Raw genomic sequence first — 20,716 nt, forward strand, 5'->3', positions numbered from 1 at the left:
TCAGGCCTTCACTTTGGGGGCAGCGTTTTCGGCAGCGATTTTCTGCACGTTGACCTGCGGGTCCTTGAGGTCCGCCGCCACAGTGTCCAGGCGGACCGTCAAGGTTTCGCTCTTGACCAGTTCGCTGTTCGCGAGCAGGGCATCAAGCACATTCCGGGCGGCGGTGACGGTGGTGTGGATGCGGTCGCTGACGTTGAGTCCAGCATCCTTCCGGGCCTGCTGGACGGCACGGACCAGGTCCCGGGCCAGACCCTCGGCCTCGAGTTCGGGGGTTACCTCGGTGTTGAGGACCACAAAGCCGCCGCCCGGCAGGACAGCCGCGGCCCGCGATCCCTCGCCTTCCGCGGCTTCGGCCACCACGGTTTCCAAGGTGTATTCCTGCGGCTCCAGCTCCAGCCCGCCGGCCGTGACAACTCCGGCCTCGCTGACCGACCAGTCGCCGGACTTGGAGCCCTTGATGGCCAGCTGGACGTTTTTGCCCAGGCGGGGTCCGGCCGCGCGTGCATTCACCACGAGCTTCTGTTCGATGCCGAACTCTTCCGGGGAAGCGCTCTCTGCGTCGAGGAGCCGGACGGAGCGCAGGTTCAGTTCATCTGCGACGACGGCGGCGAAGGCGTCCAGCGCATCCGCACCGGGCGCCACGACGGTCAGTTCCTGCAGCGGAAGCCGGACGCGGAGGTTGGCGGCCTTGCGCAGCGAGGATCCGGTGGAGCAGATCTGCTGCACGCGGTCCATGGCCTCGACGAGTTCGGCGTTGGCCGGGAACAGTTCCGCCTCGGGCCAGTCGGCCAGGTGCACGGAGCGCCCGCCGGTGAGGCCGCGCCAGATCTCCTCGGAGATCAGCGGCAGCAGTGACGCGGACACCCGGCAGACCGTCTCCAGCGCGGTATAGAGCGCGTCGAAGGCGTCCACATTCTCGTCGAAGAAGCGCTGGCGGCTGCGGCGGACGTACCAGTTGGTGAGCATGTCCAGGTAGCCGCGCAGTTCGTCACAGGCTCCGGAGATGTCGTAGCTGTCCAGCTGCGCGGTCATGTTGCGCACCAGGTCACCGGTGTTCGCCATCAGGTACTGGTCCAGCGTGTCGGTGTAGCCGTCGTAGCGCAGCTGCGCGTCATAGCCGGAGGCTGTGCCGTCAACTGCGTTGGAGGCGTTCGTGTACAGGGTGAAGAAGCTGTACACGTTCCACAAAGGCAGGATGACCTGCCGGACGCCGTCACGGATGCCCTGCTCGGTGACCACGAGGTTGCCGCCGCGCAGGATGGGGCTGGACATGAGGAACCAGCGCATGGCGTCCGAGCCGTCCCGGTCCAGGACTTCGGAGACGTCAGGGTAGTTGCGCAGGCTCTTGGACATCTTCTGACCGTCCGAGCCGAGCACGATGCCGTGGCTGATGACGTTGCGGAACGCCGGCCGGTCAAACAGTGCGGTGGACAGGATATGCAGCATGTAGAACCAGCCGCGGGTCTGGCCGATGTACTCGACGATGAAGTCCGCGGGGTTGTGGGTGTCGAACCACTGCTCGTTTTCGAACGGGTAGTGCACCTGGCCGTAGGGCATGGAGCCGGAATCGAACCAGACGTCCAGGACGTCCTCGACGCGGCGCATGACGGACTGGCCCTGCTCCGGGGTGCGGGGGTCATCCGGGTTGGGGCGGGTCAGTTCGTCGATGAAGGGCCGGTGCAGATCCACCTGCCCGTCCTTGTTCAGCGGCAGCCGGCCGAAGTCGGCTTCGATCTCGGCGAGCGAACCGTAGACGTCGGTGCGCGGGTATTCGGGGTCGCTGGACTGCCATACCGGGATGGGGCTGCCCCAGTAACGGTTGCGGCTGATGGACCAGTCGCGGGCGTTGGCCAGCCACTTACCGAACTGGCCGTCCTTGACGTTGCCGGGGATCCAGTTGATTTCCTGATTCAGCTCGGACATGCGGTCCTTGAACTTGGTGACCTCCACGTACCAGGAGGACACCGCGCGGTAGATCAGCGGGTTGCGGCAGCGCCAGCAGTGCGGGTAGCTGTGCTCGTAGCTGGCCTGGCGGACCAGGCGGCCCTGGGCACGGAGCACCTGGGTGATGGGCTTGTTGGCCTCGAACACCTGAAGGCCCACGATGTCGTGCAGGTCCCCGTGCGAGAACAGCGGCAGGAACTTGGCGCCCTCGTCCACGGACAGCACCACGGGGATGCCGGCCTCTTCACAGACCTTCTGGTCGTCCTCGCCGTAGGCGGGCGCCTGGTGGACGATGCCGGTGCCGTCAGTGGTGGTGACATAATCCGCCACGAGGAAGCGCCAGGCGTTCTCCGTACCGTACTTTTCAGTGTCGCTGAAGTCGTGCCACAGCGGTTCGTACTGCAGCCCTTCAAGCTCCGCACCGGTGTGGCGGGAGGTCACGGCGGCTTCAGCGGCTTCCACTCCTGCGGTTCCATCGCCGTAGCCGAGGTCCTTGGCGTAGGTTCCCAGGAGCTCAGCTGCGAGCAGGAAGCTACCGGTGACCGGAGCTTCGGCGGAGGCGGCCTTCACGCCGTCGGGTCCGGCAGGCAGGACCGCGTAGGTGATGGCGGGTCCGACGGCGAGCGCCAGGTTGGTGGGCAGCGTCCAGGGGGTGGTGGTCCAGGCGAGCGCCTGCACGCCGGCCAAAGTCCTGGACAGCTCGGACTCCCCCGCGGTGATGGGGAAAGTGACGGTGACTGTCTGGTCCTGGCGGTTTTTATAGACGTCGTCGTCCATGCGCAGCTCGTGGTTGGACAGCGGGGTCTCGTCCTTCCAGCAGTACGGCAGGACGCGGTAGCCGTTGTAGGTCAGGCCCTTTTCGTGGAGTTGCTTGAAGGCCCAGAGCACGGATTCCATGTACTCGACGTTGAGCGTTTTGTAATCGTTCTCGAAGTCCACCCAGCGTGCCTGGCGGGTGACGTAGCTCTTCCATTCATCGGCGTACTTCATCACGGACGCCCGGCAGGCGTCGTTGAACTTGTCGATGCCCATGGCCTCGATCTGGGTCTTGTCCGTCATGCCCAGCTGCTTCATGGCTTCGAGTTCGGCGGGCAGCCCGTGGGTGTCCCACCCGAAGCGGCGCTCCACCCGGCGGCCGCGCTGGGTCTGGTAGCGGCCCACCAGGTCCTTGGCGTAGCCGGTCAGGAGGTGTCCGTAGTGCGGCAGGCCATTGGCGAAGGGAGGTCCGTCGTAGAAGACAAACTCGTTACTGCCTGGCTTGCCACCGGGAAGGTCCGCGCTGCGCTGGTCGATGCTGGCCTGGAACGTGCCGTCCGCGTCCCAGTACTTGAGGATGCGCTCTTCGATCTCCGGGAACTTCACAGAGGGAGACACACCTGACGGAGCGGAAGCTGCGGCTGAGGCCTTGGGGTAATAGGTCATCTCGACATCCTGGTTGAGCTAGTGAACAAGTGGATTCATTCAGGATGCGAGGACGGCCCGTAGCTGTTTTCCAACAGCACCGGCACCGCGGTACCACCTCACTTACCGCCACTGGCACCGCTCCTTCGTTGGAAGGAGCCGTCCCGGCGTCGGCCGCTCATTACTGCTGTGACGGGCTTACCCGTCCGGTTCTACTGGCCGTGGCCTCTAACGCCAAGGGGTTCTTCCGGAAGCTCACCGGTGATGGCCGGGTCGAAGCTTTGATACCGATGTTACCGGACTTTAAGGGCCGGGGCTCGTAAAGCCCGGTAACGGGCAGTGCGTTCTCCTAGCCCTTGCGGATCAGCTTGTAGTTGGCCGCCTGTGCAACGGGCCGGATGATGATCTGGTCCAGGTTCACGTGGTGCGGGGCGGTGACGGCATAGCGGACCACGTCCGCGACGTCCGCCGCCGTCAGCGGCTTCTCGACGCCCGCATACACCTTGGCGGCCGCTTCCTGGTCGCCGAGGCGGTTCAGCGCGAACTCCTCCGTCTGCACCAGCCCCGGAGCCACCTCGATCACCCGGACGTTGTGCTCGGCCTCCTCCAGCCGCAGGGCCCCGGTGAGGGCGTGCTGGGCAAACTTGGCGGCGTTGTAACCGCCGCCGCCCTCGTAGGCGGAAAGCCCCGCCGTGGATGTCAGGTTCAGGATGGTGCCTTCGCCGCAGGCGCGCAACATGGGCAGGAACGCACGGGTCAGCTTCATCGTGCCCAGGACGTTGACCTCAAACATCCATTCCCAGTCCTCGGTCTTGGCGTCGGCAAGCCTGTCGGCGCCGCGGGCGCCTCCAGCCACGTTGATGAGAGTGTCGATGCCGCCGCCGCGGGTCACCTCGTCCACGAGCCGGGCGACGTCGGCGTCGTCCGTCACGTCCGCCGGTATGGCGACCGCTCCGGTCTCCGCGGCGAGCGCCTCAAGACGGTCCTGGCGGCGGGCCACGGCGAAAACCGTCCAGCCCTCCGCCCGCAGGGCACGCACGGTGGCTTCCCCGATTCCGGTGCTGGCGCCGGTGACTACTGCTGCTTTGTTCTGGATTCCCTCAGTCATGGCACCACCCTAACGGCAACGCGCCCTGCCCCGGGCGGAGCGCGGGGCGGATGCGCGGCCCATACGGGATGAGTCAGCGTGTCAGGAACTCCAGCAAGACGCGCGCGTTGTTAAGTTCCGGGTCCCTGGCTCCGAACAGCAGTGTCACCTTTTCATGTTTCGCGGCCAGATCGAGCAGCGTGTCCACGGCCGGGTTCTCTTCCAGCTCCGCTTCGTAGGCGGCACGGAACTCGGCGAATCTCTCCTGCATGTGGGCGAATTCCTTCCGCAGCGGCGCCGACGGCGCCGCCTCCTTGAGCCACAGGTCAAGTTGAGCCCGTTCCTTGGTGACCCCGCGCGGCCAGAGACGGTCCACCAGGACCCTGCATCCGTCGTCGTCGGCGGGATCCTCATAGACGCGCTTGATCGCAAAATGTCCGGCAGAACTTCCTTCAGGTTTGTCCATTTGCGCATGGTACTGCAGGTCCCTGTCCGGTGCTTGGGCCGGCCGGTAGGGGTCCCTGCGGAACTTAGTGAAAGAATTGCCCCATGGCTGAAGACAAACAGGGTACAGACACGCCCACCACCGCCCCCATCAACGTTCCGGACAAGCCCGCCCTTGAGGGGCTGGAAGCGGCCCTCACCCGGCGCTGGCTTGACGACGGAACCTACAAGTTCAATCCGGACACCACCCGGGAACAGGTCTACTCGATCGACACCCCCCCGCCTACAGCGTCGGGCTCACTGCACGTGGGGCACATGTTCTCCTACACGCAGACCGATGCCCTGGCCCGGTACCAGCGCATGCGGGGAAAGAACGTCTTCTATCCGATGGGCTGGGACGACAACGGCCTGCCCACTGAGCGCCGCGTCCAGAACTACTACGGCGTCCGCTGCGATCCTGCCGTCCCCTACGACGCCGGCTACCGTCCGCCGGCCGAGCCGGCCAAGAACCAGCGCGATTTCGACGTCGTCTCGCGCCGCAACTTCATCGAACTGTGCGAGGAACTCGCCGTCGAGGACGAGAAGGTCTTTGAGAACCTGTTCCAGACCCTGGGCCTCTCGGTGGACTGGGACCTGACCTACCGGACCATCGATGACAACTCCCGGGCCGTCTCCCAGCGGGCCTTCCTGGCCAACCTCGCCGCCGGCGACGCCTACATGGCCGAGGCACCCACCCTGTGGGACGTCACGTTCCGCACGGCCGTGGCCCAGGCCGAACTCGAGGACCGCGAAGTCGCCGGAGCATACTACCGCTACCCCTTCTTCACCGCAGACGGCGAGAAGATCTACATCGAAACCACGCGTCCCGAGCTGCTCGCGGCGTGTGCGGCCCTGGTGGCAAACCCCGACGACGAGCGCTACCAGCCGCTGTTCGGCAAGACGGTCACCTCTCCCGTGTTCGGCGTCGAGGTCGAGGTCAAGGCCCACCCGCTCGCGAAGGCGGACAAGGGCTCCGGCATCGCCATGGTGTGCACCTTCGGTGACCTCACCGACGTCACCTGGTGGCGCGAACTCCAACTGCCCACCCGGGCGATCGTGGGTCGCGACGGGCGCATCGTCGGCGAAACCCCGGACTGGATCACCACCGAGGAAGGCCGCGCCAACTTCGCTGCGATCGCCGGCAAGACGGTCTTCAGCGCCAAAGAAGGCGTGGTGGAGCTGCTGTCCGCCGCAGAGCTGCTCGACGGCGAGCCAAAGAAGATCATGCACCCGGTCAACTTCTTCGAAAAGGGGGACAAGCCTCTCGAGGTGGTGACGTCCCGCCAGTGGTACATCCGTAACGGCGGCCGTGACGAGGACCGGCGCGAACGCCTGATCGCCCGCGGCCACGAAATCGACTTCCACCCCGCGTTTATGCGCTCGCGGTACGAGAACTGGATCTCCGGGCTGAACGGGGACTGGCTGGTCTCCCGCCAGCGCTTCTTCGGCGTGCCCGTGCCGGTGTGGTATCCGCTGGATGCCGACGGGAACCCGGATTACGAATCGCCGATCCTGCCGTCCGACGCGCAGCTGCCCGTGGACCCGGCGGCAGATGCCGCCCCGGGCTACGAGGAAGCCCAGCGCGATGTTCCCGGTGGTTTCACCGGCGACGCCGATGTGCTGGACACCTGGGCCACCTCCTCGCTGACGCCGCAGATCGTGGGCGGCTGGAGCAGCAACGAAGAACTGTTCGCCAAGGTCTATCCGTTTGACCTGCGCCCCCAGGGCCACGACATCATCCGGACATGGCTGTTCTCCTCCGCCGTGCGCGCCGACGCGCTTCAGAACACTGCGCCTTGGAAGCACGCGGCCATCTCCGGCTGGATCCTGGACCCGGACCGCAAGAAAATGTCCAAGTCCAAGGGCAACGTGGTGGTGCCCACGGACGTGCTGAATGAGTACGGATCCGACGCCGTCCGGTACTGGGCAACCTCGGCAAGGCTCGGCGCGGACACCGCTTATGAGATTGCGCAGATGAAGATCGGCCGGCGACTGGCCATCAAGCTGCTCAACGCCTCGAAGTTCGTGCTCAACCTCGGCGCCACGGAGGACTCGGTTGTTTCGACTGACCTCTCGGCGCTGACCAACCCGTTGGACCGCGCCGTGCTGGCGCAGCTTTCCGATGTGGTCCAGCAGGCAACCAAGGCGTTCGAGAACTACGACTATGCCCGGGCGCTGCAGATCACCGAGAGCTTCTTCTGGCAGTTCACCGACGACTATGTGGAGCTCATCAAGGACCGCGCCTACGGTGCAGCGGGCGAGGCCGGGCAGGCTTCAGTCCTTGCTGCCCTGGCGACGAGCCTTGACACGCTGCTCAGGCTGTTCGCCCCCTTCCTGCCGTTCGCAACGGAGGAGGTCTGGGGATGGTGGCGCACCGGATCCGTTCACCGGGCGCAGTGGCCCGCTCCCCTGGATGTATCCGATGGGGACACCAGCATGCTCGCCACGGTGGGGGTGGCGCTGAGCGGCATTCGCAAGGCGAAGTCCGAGGCGAAGGTCAAGCAGCGCACCGAGGTCCTGTCAGCCACCGTCACCGCCACAGAGTCCCTCACCACGCAGCTAAGGGCCGGCCTTGGTGACCTCAAGGCCGCCGCCAATGCCCGCGAACTGGTGCTTCTGGCCGCAGAGGGTGAGCTGACCGTCAGCGACGTTGCCCTGGCCCCAGCCGAGGAGCCCGCGCAGGCATGACCTGACCCTTTGAAGGGCCCCGCCCGCCTCACGGCGGACGGGGCCCTTCGCGGTTTGCGTCCTCCGCTATGCTGATGGCCCACGCGGCGTTAACCAGGCCGATGTGGCTGAAGGCCTGCGGGAAATTACCCAACAATTCCCGGCTGTCGGGTGCAACCTCCTCCGCCAGGAGACCCAGATCCGTGGCGAATCCGGCTGCTCTTTCGAAGACCTCCCGTGCGCGTTGGGTCCGTCCGGCAAGCGCCAGTGCCTGTGCCAACCAAAACGTGCACAGCAGAAACGTACCTTCTTCTCCAGCGAGCCCGTCCGCTCCCCGGTAGCGGAAAACGAGTCCCCGGCTGTCCGTCAGGCGCTGGTCGATTGCCTCAATGGTGGCGAGCATCGCGGGATCGTCCGCAGGAAGAAAGCCCGTGATGCAAAGCAGCAGCGAGGACGCATCAAGTTCCTCCGAACCATAGGCCTGGGTGTAGGCATTGGCCCCGGCGCTCCAGCCATTGGCCAGAATCGAGTCACGGATCCGGGCCCGCGCCTCTTTCCAGCGCGGCACCCTCTCCTGTGCGTGCAGGAGATCGGCCAATGCGATGGCCCGGTCCACCGCAACCCAGCACATGAGTTTCGAATGCAGGTAGTGCCTGCGAGCGCCCCGGACCTCCCAGATGCCCTGGTCCTCGAGCGTCCACCGGGCGGCGGCGGCATCGGCCGCGTCGGCAAGGAAGAGCCGTGTTTCGGGTTCGAGATCCGCCAGATAGTCCGGCAGGGTGGCGGCCGCATCCAGCAGTTCCCCGTAGACGTCCAGCTGGCGCTGGTTCCAGGCGCCGTTGCCCACCCGGACGGGCTTGCTGTTCCGCCAGCCGGGAAGATGCGGGAGCTCCCGCTCCGACAAGTCCCGCTCGCCGCCGACGCCGTACATGATCTGCAGGTCCGCACCCCCGGCCAACTGGCTCGCGGCGGCGGCGGCGAGGAACTGGAAGTACTTCCCGGCCTCATCGGGACACGCCGCCACCCACAGAGCCTGAAGGGTCATGCTGGCGTCCCTGATCCAGGTGTAGCGGTAGTCCCAGTTCCGTGTTCCGCCGGCAACCTCTGGCAGTGAGGTGGTGGGGGCGGCGACGATGGCCCCGGTGGGATAGAAGGTCAGTCCCTGCAGGATCCTGCCGCTGGCGCCCACCAGGTCTTCCCAGGGACCCCGGTAGTTCTGGTGCATCCCCGACCAGCTCTCCCAGCCAGTCAGGGTGTCAGCTATCCTCCGTGCAATATCCTGCTGGGTCCAATACGACGGCGGGTTTTCCCACGTGTGCTGGTGGTGCAGCGCGAAACCAAGGACGTCCCCGGACCGGAGGACGGGTTTGGCCTGTGCCGCGCCGTGGTGGACTTCGAAGCTGACGGGAGTGGAAAACGCCAGGACGTCGGCGCCGCCGCGGGCAAGCAGACCGGCGGCGGTGCCTTGCAGCAGCGGCTGGATCAGGCCATATTCGGGCCGGGGCGCGAAAACGATGTCCAGTTCCACGCTCCCGGCCGTACACGATACTTGCCGGAGGAGGACTCCCGGAGCCGCCGCACCGAGTTGGTGGCCGCGGGTGCCGTCCCCGAGGACAAGGGCGTCCAGCACGGTCACCGAGCCCCGTGGGGTGGCAAACACTGTCTCAAGCACCAGCGTCGGTCCAACGTACCTTCGGCGTGAGGAGAATTCTCCATGTGGACGGATCGACCAGAATCCCGCGTCCTGGCCCAGGAGGCGGCCAAAAACCGAGGGGCTGTCGAAGCGGGGGAAGCACAGCCAGTCCACGGAACCGCCCGCGCTGACGAGGGCCGCTGAGCGGCAGTCGGACAGCAGCGCATAGTCGGCGATCGGTTCAGTGCTCATACGCACACCCTGACCAATTTTTGCGCAAAGGGGAAGCCCCATCAGCTTTTTGCGGTTGGTGGGGCTTCGACTTTCGATTGTCACGTGACGTCTTAGACAATCTGGCAAGATCCTCAGAACTTCAGGTCTTCCTACCTCGTCACCGGTAGCCATCATCTGACTTTGCCGAAGGCTGCGTCAGATGAGTGTCACTGAATCTTTGGTTCCTGCGTCCCACCTCTCGCGAAGTGGGTAGAAACTATTCTTCTCCCGTGGTTCGGGATGCACAAGAGCACCGGCAGAACTACAACCAAGTAGTTCCCGCGGAGCTCCCTCGGCTTTATCCGGCTAGTTGAACTCCGGGCTTTCGGTACGGCTGCGCTTGAGTTCAAAGAAGTACGGGAAACCGGCGAGGGTCACGCTGGCATCCCAGAGGCGTCCGGCCTCTTCCCCTCGCGGGATGCGGGTCAAGACCGGGCCGAAGAAAGCCGTACTGTTGAAGGCAACGACAGGCGTTCCGACATCCTGGCCCACCAGTGAGATCCCGGCCTCATGGCTCGAACGCAGCAGGGCATCGAAGTCATCCGACTCTCCGGCCGCGGCCAGTTCCGCCGGCAGGCCCACTTCGGTCAGCGACTTGGCAATGACCTCTTCGGTGTCCTTGTTGCCTTCATTGTGGATCCTGGTGCCCATGGCATCGTAGAGCGGCTTAATGTACTCGGCACCGTGCTGTTCGGCGGCGGCCGTGATAACGCGGACCGGGGCCCACGCCTTCTTCAGGAACTCCTTGTACTCCTCAGGCAGCTCCTCGCGGCCCTCATTGAGCACGGCGAGGCTCATGACGTGCCACTGGGTCCTGATGTCGCGGACTTCTTCGACTTCGCCGATCCAGCGGGAGGTAACCCAGGCGAAGGGGCACATGGGGTCGAACCAGAAATCGGCCTTGTTAGTCATGGTTTCAGACATAGGAAATTCTCCTTAGCAAAGTCAGCAGAAAAGTCAGCGGGGACTCGTGCGCGGGCACGTCAACGCCGGGCCATCAACAGGGGCAGCGCCCTAAACGGCTGATTTATTCCGGATCAGGCAGATTTACGGCGCTTGACATCGTGCGCGATCAGGGTGGGCGGCGCCTTCTTAGCCACCACGTCCTCGGTGATCACCACGCTTGCAATGTCGTCACGGCTGGGGAGATCAAACATGACGGGAAGCAGGACTTCCTCCATGATGGCGCGCAGGCCGCGGGCGCCGGTGCCGCGCTCCAGCGCCTGGTCGGCAATCAAGTTCAGCGCTTCGTCGTCAAACAGCAGCTCGACGCCGTCGAGCTGGAACATCTTCTGGTACTGCTTGACCAGGGCGTTCTTGGGCGTCGAGAGGATCTGGATCAGCGCGGGACGGTCCAGGTTCGAGACCGTGGTGATAACCGGGAGGCGGCCGATGAATTCCGGGATGAGACCGAATTTGAGCAGATCCTCCGGCATGACCTCGCCGTAGGAGTCGGTGTTGTTCTTGACTTCGTTCAACGGGGCGCCGAAGCCAATACCCTTGCGGCCCGACCGCGAACCGATGATGTCCTCGAGGCCGGCAAAGGCGCCGGCAACGATGAAGAGCACGTTGGTGGTGTCGATCTGGATGAATTCCTGGTGCGGATGTTTGCGGCCGCCCTGCGGCGGAACAGAGGCGACTGTCCCCTCAAGAATCTTCAGCAGCGCCTGCTGCACCCCCTCGCCCGAGACATCGCGGGTGATGGACGGGTTTTCGCTCTTGCGTGAGATCTTGTCGATCTCGTCAATATAGATGATGCCCTGCTCGGCCTTTTTGACGTCGTAGTCGGCGGCCTGGATGAGCTTGAGCAGGATGTTCTCCACGTCCTCACCGACGTAGCCGGCCTCGGTCAGGGCCGTGGCGTCGGCGACGGCGAACGGCACGTTGAGCCGGCGGGCCAGGGTCTGCGCCAGATAGGTCTTGCCGCAGCCGGTGGGACCGATCAGGAGGATGTTGGACTTGGCGATCTCCACGTCGTCGTGATGCACGCCCTCAGCGAGGCTGCCGCTCTTGGGTGCATGGCCCGCCTGGATGCGTTTGTAATGGTTGTACACCGCTACCGCGAGCGAACGCTTGGCGGGCTCCTGGCCGATCACGTATTCCTGCAGGAAATCAAAGATTTCGCGGGGCTTCGGCAGTTCGAAACTGCCCAGGTCGGCGACTTCGGCGAGTTCTTCTTCAATGATCTCGTTGCAGAGCTCAATGCACTCGTCGCAGATGTAGACGCCGGGCCCGGCAATGAGCTTGCGCACCTGCTTCTGGCTCTTTCCGCAGAAAGAACACTTCAGCAGATCCGTGCTCTCGCCAATCCGAGCCATATGTGAACCCCTTAGTATCTTGCCGCTAATGCAGCACTGCACCGGTTGCTGAAATCACGGCGCCCGGGATTTCCCGGCCGTGACAAGTTCCACTCTAGGTCACATTCGGCCTGATGGGTGGAAACCGAACGCCGGTGCGGTTCATATTCTGTGAACGAACCGCACCGGCGTTGGGACTGTCTGGGCTACCTGCTGATGGCCTGGGGCTTGATCTTGCGCGAATCAAGGACCTGGTCGATCAGGCCATAGGACTGCGCCTCCGCGGCCGTCAGGATCTTGTCACGCTCGATGTCGTTGTTGACCTGCTCCGACGTCCGGCCCGAGTGCTTGGCCAGCGTGTCTTCGAGCCAGGAACGCATGCGCATGACTTCCGCGGCCTGGATCTCAAGGTCGGACGCTTGGCCGCCCTGGCCGCCGGACAGGGCCGGCTGGTGGATCAGGACGCGGGCGTTCGGCAGCGCCAGGCGCTTGCCTGGAGTGCCGGCCGCGAGAAGGACGGCCGCAGCGCTGGCAGCCTGCCCGAGGCAGACAGTCTGGATCTCGGGGCGGATGTACTGCATGGTGTCATAAATGGCGGTCATCGCGGTGAAGGAGCCGCCCGGGGAATTGATGTAAAGGGTGATATCGCGGTCCGGGTCCGTGGACTCGAGCACCAGCAACTGGGCCATGACGTCATCCGCGGAGGCGTCATCGACCTGGACGCCAAGGAAGATGATGCGGTCCTCGAAAAGCTTCGTGTACGGGTCCTGGCGCTTAAAGCCGTAGGGGGTGCGCTCTTCAAACTGCGGGAGCACGTAGCGGCTGGTGGGCAGGTTGCCGGCAGACGATCCGAAATTGTAGTTCATGTTCATTCTCCTGGATTCAGTGCTGTCTACGTGCCGGTTAGATTTCCGTGCCGCTGGTTTCGCCGCCGCTGGCGTTCTGTGTTCCGCCGCCTCCGGCCACGGAGCCGGCGTGCGCTGCGATCTTGTCAAAGAAGCCGTACTTCAGGGCTTCTGTTGCGGTGAACCACTTGTCGCGGTCATTGTCCTTGAGGATGGTCTCTACGGTCTGGCCGGTCTGCTCCGCGGTCAGTTCCGCCATGACCTTCTTCATGTGCAGGATCAGCTCGGCCTGGATCTTGATATCGGAGGCCGTGCCGCCGATGCCGCCGGAGGGCTGGTGCATGAGGATACGGGCGTTCGGGGTGGCATAGCGCTTGCCTTTAGTGCCGGAGGACAGGAGGAACTGCCCCATGGAGGCTGCGAGGCCGGTGGCGACCGTAACCACATCGTTGGGGATGAACTGCATGGTGTCGTAGATTGCCATGCCCGCGGTGACGGAACCGCCGGGAGAGTTGATGTAAAGGTAGATGTCCTTCTCGGGGTTCTCTGCGGAGAGCAGCAACAGCTGCGAGCAGATGGCGTTGGCGTTCTCGTCCCGGACCTCGGACCCGAGCCAGATGATTCGTTCTTTCAGCAGGCGGTTGTAGATGTAGTTGTCCTGGGCTGCCGGATCGACAGTTGCCATCCGGGGGGCCCCTGCTTGCTGTGACATGTGTACTTACCTCTCGCTGGCGACTGTGACATCACTGAACGACATCACTGAACTTCACTCCTTGGACACTAACCGTTTTCGGGGCCGTTTTGTTCTCACACATCGTGCTGTTCGCTGACGGCGCACGATTGGAGCGGCGCCGTCGTTGCTGCCGACGGGACCCTTCCAGGGGCTTAAACGGGACAGCCCCCGGATCAAGGATCCAGGGGCTGCCGCGTAACAGGTATTAGAACTTTACTGCTGCCGGATCGTCGCTGGCGGCGACTTCCTCAGCGGCGTCCGCGGAGCTCTCGGCAGCCTCTTCGGCGGTGGCCGGAGCTTCTTCGTCGCCGGGGCGGACGAAGTCGCTGAGGTCAACCTTGTTGCCCTCAGAGTCAGTGACCTCGGCCTGGCCGAGGACCACTGCGAGTGCCTTGCGGCGACGGACCTCGGAAACCATCATGGGAACCTGGCCGCTCTGATCAATGATCTGGGCGAACTGGTTCGGGTCCATGCCGTACTGGCTGGCGGTGGTCACGATGTAGTCGATCAGCTCGTTCTGGCTGACCCCGACCTCTTCCTTGTCCGCGATGGCGTCGAGGATGATTTCGTTCTGGAAAGCACGCTCGGTGTTGGCCTTGACCTCGGCGCGGTGCTCCTCAGTGTCGTGCTCGCCCTCACCGTGCGAGTTTTCGGCCTTGAAGTGAGCTTCAAGCTGCTCTTCCACAACCGAAGCCGGAACCGGAACCTCAACGAGCTCGACGAGCTTGTCCAGAACCTTGTCGCGCGCCTCGACGCCCTGCTCAACAACCTTGGACTCGGCAGCCTGCTTGGCGAGGTCCGCACGCAGTTCAGCCAGCGTGTCGAACTCCGATGCCAGCTGGGCAAAGTCGTCGTCGGCCTCGGGAAGCTCGCGTTCCTTGACGGACTTCACTACTACCTTGACCTGCGCGGCTTCGCCGGCGTGCTCGCCGCCCACCAGGGTGGTGTCGAAGATGGCGTCCTCTTCGGCGCTGAGGCCGGTGACAGCTTCATCCAGGCCCTCGAGCATGGTGCCCGCTCCAACCTGGTAGGACAGGCCGGCCGCGGAATCAACTTCGGCGCCGTCGATGGTGGCGGTGATGTCGATCGTCAGGAAGTCGCCGTCGGCGGCCGGACGGTCAACGGACTTCAGGGTGCCGAAGCGGCCCCGGAGCTCGTCAAGAGCCTTGTCAACGTCCGCCTCTGACGACTCGGCAGCGGCAACTTCGACCTTGATGCCGGCGTAGTCGGGCAATTCGATCTCCGGGCGCACGTCCACTTCGGCGTGGAACTTCAGTTCGCCGTCGGTTGAGGACGGGTCCGGAACTTCGGTGATTTCAACCTCGGGACGGCTCAGGGGGCGGATTCCAGTTTCCTGGACAGCCTCCTGGTACCACCCGTTGAGGCCTTCGTTGATGGCGGTCTCCAGCACGTAGCCGCGGCCAACGCGCTGATCGATCAGCTTGGAGGGAACCTTGCCCTTGCGGAAGCCGGGGACCTGGATCTGCGAAGCAACAGTCTTGTATGCCTCTTCGATGCTGGGCTTCAATTCCTCAAAGGGGACCTCAACATTGAGCTTGACCCGCGTGGGGGTGAGGTTCTCGACAGCGCTCTTCACAGTCTAAGTACTCCTGGTTTTGTGGGATGGGGTTCTGCAAACCGCGTGATCTGAATGGACTGCAGAGTCGGGGTGACAGGATTTGAACCTGCGACTTCCTGCTCCCAAAGCAGGCGCTCTAGCCAAGCTGAGCTACACCCCGTAAGTGCACAGAACAGTCTACGTTTATCCCGGCGGGAATTGCACATTTGACAGCGGGGCCCTGAATTAGGTTTAGTTGTATCCGGCTTCAACAGCCACCCGAAAGAAATGCCCGTCAGGCCCCCTCAGGCCGGATAACGTCAGGTTGGCGTCAGCAGGCACCATCTCGGGGACGTAGCTTAATGGTAAAGCCTCAGTCTTCCAAACTGATTACGCGGGTTCGATTCCCGTCGTCCCCTCCAGGACACGTCCCAACCGGTCCACATTGGCGAAGCCTCCGGTCGGCACAGGAACGGCCCCTCTCCGGAGGGGCTTTTTTGTGCCCGCGGGCACTCCGGCCGGTTACGGGTTAGACGTGCTGGCAGACGGCCCTAGGGCCGCTGGCACTCCGGGCACCAGTAAAGCTTCCGCGCTCCGAGCTCGGCAAGCGCCACCGGAGTGCCGCATGCCCGGCATTCACGGCCCTGGCGCCGGTACACGAAATGAGCCTCTTCAGGGTGGGGCAGACTCCCCTCAGGGCCGGTCCAGTGCCGGGGCGTAGTGGTGATGATCCTGCCGTCGCGGAGGCCGTCGGACATCACCGAAACGGTGTCCTGCCACAGGACACCGGCCGTGCCGGACGCGAGGTCGCGGCCGGGCAGCCAGGGATCGAGCCGCGCCCGGAAGAGCACTTCCGCGCGGTAAACGTTCCCTACGCCGGCAATCACCTTCTGGTCCATCAGCAGCGCGGCCAGCGGCGTCCGCCGGGCGCCCAAGGAGGCCACGAAGCGCTCCTTGTCCCCGGGCGCGTTGCGCAGCGGGTCCGGACCAAGCCGGGCAACCACCGCGTCGGCTTCCTCCTGGGTGATGGCCTGGCACGTGGTGGCGCCACGAAGGTCGGCCCAGCCGTGGCTACTGGCGAGGCGGACCCGTACGGCACCCACCGGCGACGGCGGCCCCCCGTAGGGGAGCGGGCCGTCCTGCGGCGCCGCGAAGCCGTCGTCGAAAAGTTCGCGCTCCCCCACCTTCCGCGGCGCGCCGATACTGGAGGCCCCGCGGAAAGTGTCGTCCCCGCCAAAGTCCCAGGCGCCGTAGAGTCCCAGATGAATGTGCAGAACCAGCCCGTGGTCGAAGTGCAGGAACAAATGCTTGCCATGGGCCACAGATTCAGTCAGTGTGTGTCCGTCCAGCAGCGCCGCACCCTCAACGAACCGCCCCTGCGGGCTGGAGACGGCGAGGCGGACTCCACAAAACACGTCCCCGAACTGGCGTGCCAGCCGGTGGACGGAGTGCCCTTCAGGCATCAGGCAATGATCTCGCCGGTGGCCTCGTACGCGGCGATCTTGTTGATCCGGCGGACATGGCGCTCATCATTGCTGAACGGTTCCCGGAGAAAGGCCTCAATGATCTCGGTGGCCTCCTCGACGGAGTGCTGCCGGCCGCCCACGGCCACCACGTTCGCGTTGTTGTGCTCTCGGGCCAATGTTGCGGTGGACAGGTTCCAGGCCAGCGCTGCCCGCACACCCTTGACCTTGTTCGCGGCGATCTGTTCGCCGTTGCCCGAGCCGCCCAGCACAATGCCAAGGGCATTAACGCCGGCAGCCTGGTCCGCCACCACGGCGAGGGCGGCATTGATACAGAAGGAGGGGTAGTCATCGAGCGCGTCATAAACCTTGGGTCCGTGATCGATCACTTCGTAGCCCTTGGTTGCGAGGTGGCCCACCAGATGCGCGCTGAGTTCCATGCCTGCGTGGTCGGTGGCGATGTGGACGCGGGGAAAGTCAGGCGATGTGGTCACTGCGTTGTCCGTTCAGTCATGGGCGCCGGCATACCGGCTGTTTCAGGAGGTCTGGTCCAAGCCTACTAGGAGCCCGTGCGGCCCCGTGTGACAGATGCGCGGCGGCCGGGGCGGTCAGGCCTGGGGCGGCCGCCTCTGCCCGCGGGCGCGCGCTGCCACCCGGGACAACGCTGCGGCGACCCGTTCGGCGGAGTCCGCCGTGCCGCCGCTTACCGCCACCTTCTTGCCGTCCGCACGGTCCACCACGACGGCGGGACCGCTGCTGACCAGCATTGCGGTGATGCCGCCGTGGTGCCGGTAGCCCCATCCCCCGTAGTCAGATGCCCGGACCAGCGCCGGCGATGCCGATGCAATGGCGGACGCCGGCACATCCATGACCGGGACGAACCCTGCTGCGAAGACCCGCAGACCGCTTCGGTCCACCCGGATGCGGGCAAAGAGAAACGTTGCGGCCAACAGGGCCACAACCGTCAGCAGGGCGGCCAGCCAAGGCACGGCGAGTGCGATCAGGGCTGCAGGGAACAAGGTGGCGATTCCCAGCATGATAAACACAGAGCTACGGGCATGGACCCAAAGCCGCACTGAATCAGCGGCGATTTCGGGATCCAGTTCCCTCTCCAGGGTTTCTTGCACGGCACGGTCATCGTCCACGGACCACCGCTCGTCCGCTTTGAACACGAAGCCCATAATGACCCCCAGCGCCAGGGCGGCCCCACTGCCCAGCGCGAGAACGGACATGTCCACCCGGGCCTCGTGGGGGTCTCCGATGCCCGCCTGGCCGACCAGGACGGCCGCCAGCACGGTAGTCACGAAGAGGACACCGAACAAGCCGACCCCCATCAGGATGCGCCGCATCAGGGCGGGACGGGACAACGGAACCGCCTGCACCAGCAACAGCCACCCCACCGCCACGATGAGTCCGGCCCCAAAACCCACCACCGCGCCGAACGGGGCGAAGCCGGACGCGCCCGCCTCGGACCACTGCACGGCCAGGGGCTCCGGGAGGTCGGCGCGAAGCAGGAGGGCACACACCGTGAATGCGGCTGCCAGAAGCACGGGAAAACCCACGGCGAAGCGCAATGCTTTCGCGTCCATTGATTCCCTGAACTTACCCATACCCCAACGCTACTCCGCGCCACACGCCTGTGATCCGCGCAACTTGCCAACCCCCGCTGAAGTGAAAGAATAATTTCACAGTGCCGGCTGTGACTGCCGCCGGCCCGCAACCGCAACCCTTCTGGAGGCACCCCCTTGCCAGGTATGAACCTGACGCGCGCCGAAGCCCGTGAGCGCGCTGACCTCATCGCCGTAGAGTCCTATGACGTCAGCTTGGACCTGACCCGCGGCGAACGAGTCTTCGGCTCCACCACCGCCGTGAAGTTCACCGCAGTGCCCGGAACATCGACCTTCATTGACGCCGTGACCCATGCCGTTCACCGTGTCACCCTGAACGGCCTCGACCTTGATCCGGCTGTGGTCTCTGACGGGGTCCGGATCCAGCTTCCGGATCTTGCCGCCGAGAACCACCTGCTGGTTGTGGCCGACGCGCCCTACATGAACACCGGCGAGGGACTGCACCGTTTCGTGGATCCAGTGGACAACGAGGTCTATCTGTACACCCAGTTCGAGGTTCCGGACTCCCGGCGGATGTTCGCCGTCTTCGAGCAGCCTGACCTGAAGGCCAGCTTCGCGTTCACCGTGACAGCGCCGTCGCATTGGGACGTAGTGTCCAATTCCCCCACCCCCGTTCCGGTGGAAACAATCCCCGGTGAGGATGGCGGTGCGCGGTCCGTATGGGAGTTCCCGCCCACGCCCCGCCTGTCCTCCTACGTGACCGCACTGATCGCCGGCCCCTACCAATGCGTGCGGAGCGAGGTCAAGGGCGCTGACGGGCGGGTCACGCCGCTGGGAATCTTTGCCCGCAAGTCGCTGATGCAGTACCTCGACGCGGACAACATCTTCGAACTCACCCGGCAGGGCTTCGAGTTCTTTGAAGCGGAGTTCGGTTGCCCCTACCCGTTCGAAAAATACGATCAGCTCTTTGTGCCCGAGTTTAACGCCGGAGCCATGGAGAACGCCGGTGCGGTGACCATCATGGAGGGGTACGTGTTCCGTGGAAAGGTGACCGGGGCACAGATCGAACGCCGTGCCATCACCGTGCTGCACGAACTGGCGCACATGTGGTTCGGCGATCTGGTCACGATGCGCTGGTGGAACGATCTCTGGCTCAACGAATCGTTCGCCGAATACATGTCCCACCTGGCCGCCGTCGAAAACACCGAATTCGGCTCCGCGTGGACCACCTTCGCCTCGGTGGAGAAGTCCTGGGCCTACCGACAGGATCAGCTGCCCACCACGCACCCTATTTTCGCGGAGATCGACAATCTGCAGGACGTGGAGGTCAACTTCGACGGCATCACCTACGCCAAGGGCGCCTCGGTGCTGCGGCAGCTGGTGGCCTGGGTAGGGCCGGAGCAGTTCATGGCCGGGGTCCGCGAGTACTTCAGCAAGCACGCGTGGCGGAACACCGAACTCAGCGACCTCATGGTGGAGCTGGAAAAGGCAAGCGGCCGCGATCTTGACCGCTGGGGCCAGCTGTGGCTGGAGACCGCGGGCGTCAACACGCTCACCCCCGAGGTGTCAGTGGATTCCGACGGCGGCATCACCTCGTTCGCCATCGTCCAGTCCGCCGTGGCAGATCAGCCCACCATCCGACCCCACCGCCTGGCGGTCGGCTTCTACGACCTCACAGACGGTCAGCTCATCCGCGTTCACCGGGAGGAGCTGGACGTCGACGGCGAGCGCACCGAAGTGGCCGCGCTGACCGGCGTCAAGCAGCCGGACCTTATCCTGCTCAACGACGACGACCTGGCGTACGCGAAGGTACGGCTGGACACAAAATCGCTGGCCACTGCCACCGCACACCTGAAGGACTTCCGCGAAAGCCTTCCCCGGACCCTCGTGTGGGGTTCGGCCTGGGATGCGGCGCGCGACGGCGAGTCGCCGGCCCGCGGCTACGTGGAACTGATCCTGGCCAACATCGCCGAGGAATCCGATTCCTCCGTGATCCTGGTCCAGCTGCGCCAGCTCGCCACCACGCTGACGTATTACGTTGCCGAGGACCACCGGGAAAAGACCACGGTGGCCGCAGCCGACCGGCTCTGGGAGCTTGCCTCGGCCGTTCCGGCAGGATCGGACGCACAACTGCAGTTCGTCAAGTCCTATGCCCTGCTGGCCCGCAGCGACAGCCAGCTCGACACCGTGGCAGCCCTCCTGGACGGCTCAGCCTCCCTGTCAGGCCTCACCGTGGACCAGGACCTGCGGTGGGAACTGCTGGCCTCGCTGGTGACCGGCGGCCGGTGCGGCCAGGAGAGCATCGATGAAGAGCTAGGCCGGGACAACACCGCCAATGGCCAGAACGCGGCTGCCCTGGCCAAGGCCGCCATCCCCACCGCGGAAGCCAAGGCAGCGGCATGGGAGTCCATTGTGGTCAAGGGCGAGCTGTCCAACGCCCTCCAGGCCTCGGCCGTGGCCGGATTCACGCGCGTGTTGGACACGGAGCTGCTCGAACCATATGCGGAGAAGTATTTCGAAGCCGTTCCCGGCATCGTTGCCAGCCGGACGCACGCCCTCGCCCAGCAGATCGTGGTCGGCCTCTACCCGTCGCAACTGACCACGCAAGCCACCGTGGAACGGACCGATAAGTTCCTGGCATCCCTTCCGGAGGAAAGTTCCGCACTGCGCCGCATGATGCTGGAAAACCGCGACGGCGTGGCACGCGCCCTGCGGGCGCGGCAGGCCGACGTCGGCTGACCGCGGTCAGTCACGGTTCCGACAG

General features: G+C 64.7%; 14 protein-coding genes and 2 tRNA genes. 3 read left to right on the forward strand and 13 right to left on the reverse strand.

Annotated elements, in window-relative coordinates; all coding sequences use genetic code 11:
• The 3 genes from ileS to ACP4XC_RS15140 form a co-directional block, all read right to left on the reverse strand.
• A complete protein-coding gene (ileS, locus tag ACP4XC_RS15130) occupies window positions 1-3,366 on the reverse strand; it encodes an isoleucine--tRNA ligase (RefSeq protein WP_427171057.1) in 3,366 nt (1,121 codons plus the stop codon).
• A gap of 328 nt (window positions 3,367-3,694) precedes the next feature.
• Complete coding sequence (locus ACP4XC_RS15135) at window positions 3,695-4,453, reverse strand: SDR family oxidoreductase (protein ID WP_427171059.1); 759 nt, start codon at window positions 4,451-4,453, stop codon at window positions 3,695-3,697.
• Between the two features lie 73 nt (window positions 4,454-4,526).
• Window positions 4,527-4,898 (reverse strand): DUF488 domain-containing protein, encoded by a 372-nt coding sequence (locus tag ACP4XC_RS15140; protein ID WP_427171061.1) that lies wholly within the window; start codon window positions 4,896-4,898, stop codon window positions 4,527-4,529.
• A gap of 83 nt (window positions 4,899-4,981) precedes the next feature.
• Between ACP4XC_RS15140 and valS the strand changes: the two genes are divergently transcribed.
• Entirely contained in the window at window positions 4,982-7,603 is a 2,622-nt protein-coding gene (gene valS, locus ACP4XC_RS15145) for a valine--tRNA ligase (RefSeq protein WP_427171063.1), read from the forward strand.
• A gap of 28 nt (window positions 7,604-7,631) precedes the next feature.
• On the opposite strand, the gene ACP4XC_RS15150 is transcribed toward valS, so the two are convergent.
• From ACP4XC_RS15150 to ACP4XC_RS15180, 7 genes are all read right to left on the reverse strand, one after another.
• On the reverse strand, window positions 7,632-9,467 hold the full coding sequence (locus ACP4XC_RS15150; protein ID WP_427171065.1) for a glycoside hydrolase family 15 protein: 1,836 nt from the start codon (window positions 9,465-9,467) through the stop codon (window positions 7,632-7,634).
• Window positions 9,468-9,794: 327 nt separating this feature from the next.
• Window positions 9,795-10,412 carry a DsbA family protein gene (locus ACP4XC_RS15155; RefSeq protein ID WP_427171067.1) on the reverse strand — a complete coding sequence of 206 codons (618 nt, stop codon included), beginning with the start codon at window positions 10,410-10,412 and terminating at the stop codon, window positions 9,795-9,797.
• Between the two features lie 113 nt (window positions 10,413-10,525).
• Complete coding sequence (clpX, locus tag ACP4XC_RS15160) at window positions 10,526-11,806, reverse strand: ATP-dependent Clp protease ATP-binding subunit ClpX (RefSeq protein ID WP_427171069.1); 1,281 nt, start codon at window positions 11,804-11,806, stop codon at window positions 10,526-10,528.
• Window positions 11,807-11,991: 185 nt separating this feature from the next.
• Window positions 11,992-12,651: an ATP-dependent Clp protease proteolytic subunit gene (locus ACP4XC_RS15165; protein WP_028268993.1), complete on the reverse strand. Its 660-nt coding sequence runs from the start codon at window positions 12,649-12,651 to the stop codon at window positions 11,992-11,994.
• A 37-nt stretch (window positions 12,652-12,688) separates the two neighbouring features.
• On the reverse strand, window positions 12,689-13,315 hold the full coding sequence (locus ACP4XC_RS15170) for an ATP-dependent Clp protease proteolytic subunit (RefSeq protein WP_427171071.1): 627 nt from the start codon (window positions 13,313-13,315) through the stop codon (window positions 12,689-12,691).
• A 253-nt stretch (window positions 13,316-13,568) separates the two neighbouring features.
• Complete coding sequence (gene tig / locus ACP4XC_RS15175) at window positions 13,569-14,960, reverse strand: trigger factor (protein ID WP_427171073.1); 1,392 nt, start codon at window positions 14,958-14,960, stop codon at window positions 13,569-13,571.
• Between the two features lie 67 nt (window positions 14,961-15,027).
• Window positions 15,028-15,102: transfer RNA gene (locus ACP4XC_RS15180), tRNA-Pro, on the reverse strand.
• A 167-nt stretch (window positions 15,103-15,269) separates the two neighbouring features.
• Between ACP4XC_RS15180 and ACP4XC_RS15185 the strand changes: the two genes are divergently transcribed.
• Window positions 15,270-15,343, forward strand: a tRNA-Gly gene (locus ACP4XC_RS15185).
• Between the two features lie 129 nt (window positions 15,344-15,472).
• On the opposite strand, the gene ACP4XC_RS15190 is transcribed toward ACP4XC_RS15185, so the two are convergent.
• The 3 genes from ACP4XC_RS15190 to ACP4XC_RS15200 all read right to left on the reverse strand — a co-directional run bounded on the left by ACP4XC_RS15190 (window position 15,473) and on the right by ACP4XC_RS15200 (window position 17,994).
• On the reverse strand, window positions 15,473-16,384 hold the full coding sequence (locus ACP4XC_RS15190) for an Fpg/Nei family DNA glycosylase (RefSeq protein ID WP_427171075.1): 912 nt from the start codon (window positions 16,382-16,384) through the stop codon (window positions 15,473-15,475).
• Entirely contained in the window at window positions 16,384-16,878 is a 495-nt protein-coding gene (locus ACP4XC_RS15195) for a ribose-5-phosphate isomerase (RefSeq protein ID WP_427171077.1), read from the reverse strand. The genes ACP4XC_RS15190 and ACP4XC_RS15195 overlap by 1 nt, the downstream gene beginning before the upstream one ends.
• Before the next feature lie 114 nt (window positions 16,879-16,992).
• Complete coding sequence (locus tag ACP4XC_RS15200) at window positions 16,993-17,994, reverse strand: hypothetical protein (protein WP_427171079.1); 1,002 nt, start codon at window positions 17,992-17,994, stop codon at window positions 16,993-16,995.
• Window positions 17,995-18,138: 144 nt separating this feature from the next.
• On the opposite strand from ACP4XC_RS15200, the gene pepN reads away from it, so the two are divergent.
• Complete coding sequence (gene pepN, locus ACP4XC_RS15205; RefSeq protein WP_427171081.1) at window positions 18,139-20,691, forward strand: aminopeptidase N; 2,553 nt, start codon at window positions 18,139-18,141, stop codon at window positions 20,689-20,691.
• Window positions 20,692-20,716: the final 25 nt, after the last annotated feature.

It is taken from the genome of Arthrobacter sp. 92 (assembly GCF_050260325.1).
In the GTDB taxonomy this organism is placed as follows: Bacteria; Actinomycetota; Actinomycetes; order Actinomycetales; family Micrococcaceae; genus Arthrobacter.

Bases quoted from the DNA above. Each gene is read 5' to 3' on its own strand.
- ACP4XC_RS15170 (WP_427171071.1), bottom strand. From the start codon at position 13,315: ATGGCAACTGTCGATCCGGCAGCCCAGGACAACTACATCTACAACCGC.
- ACP4XC_RS15135 (WP_427171059.1), bottom strand. From the start codon at position 4,453: ATGACTGAGGGAATCCAGAACAAAGCAGCAGTAGTCACCGGCGCCAGC.
- ACP4XC_RS15165 (WP_028268993.1), bottom strand. From the start codon at position 12,651: ATGAACTACAATTTCGGATCGTCTGCCGGCAACCTGCCCACCAGCCGC.
- ACP4XC_RS15200 (WP_427171079.1), bottom strand. From the start codon at position 17,994: ATGGGTAAGTTCAGGGAATCAATGGACGCGAAAGCATTGCGCTTCGCC.
- ACP4XC_RS15140 (WP_427171061.1), bottom strand. From the start codon at position 4,898: ATGGACAAACCTGAAGGAAGTTCTGCCGGACATTTTGCGATCAAGCGC.
- ACP4XC_RS15150 (WP_427171065.1), bottom strand. From the start codon at position 9,467: ATGAGCACTGAACCGATCGCCGACTATGCGCTGCTGTCCGACTGCCGC.
- ileS (WP_427171057.1), bottom strand. From the start codon at position 3,366: ATGACCTATTACCCCAAGGCCTCAGCCGCAGCTTCCGCTCCGTCAGGT.
- valS (WP_427171063.1), top strand. From the start codon at position 4,982: ATGGCTGAAGACAAACAGGGTACAGACACGCCCACCACCGCCCCCATC.
- ACP4XC_RS15190 (WP_427171075.1), bottom strand. From the start codon at position 16,384: ATGCCTGAAGGGCACTCCGTCCACCGGCTGGCACGCCAGTTCGGGGAC.
- ACP4XC_RS15155 (WP_427171067.1), bottom strand. From the start codon at position 10,412: ATGTCTGAAACCATGACTAACAAGGCCGATTTCTGGTTCGACCCCATG.
- clpX (WP_427171069.1), bottom strand. From the start codon at position 11,806: ATGGCTCGGATTGGCGAGAGCACGGATCTGCTGAAGTGTTCTTTCTGC.
- pepN (WP_427171081.1), top strand. From the start codon at position 18,139: ATGAACCTGACGCGCGCCGAAGCCCGTGAGCGCGCTGACCTCATCGCC.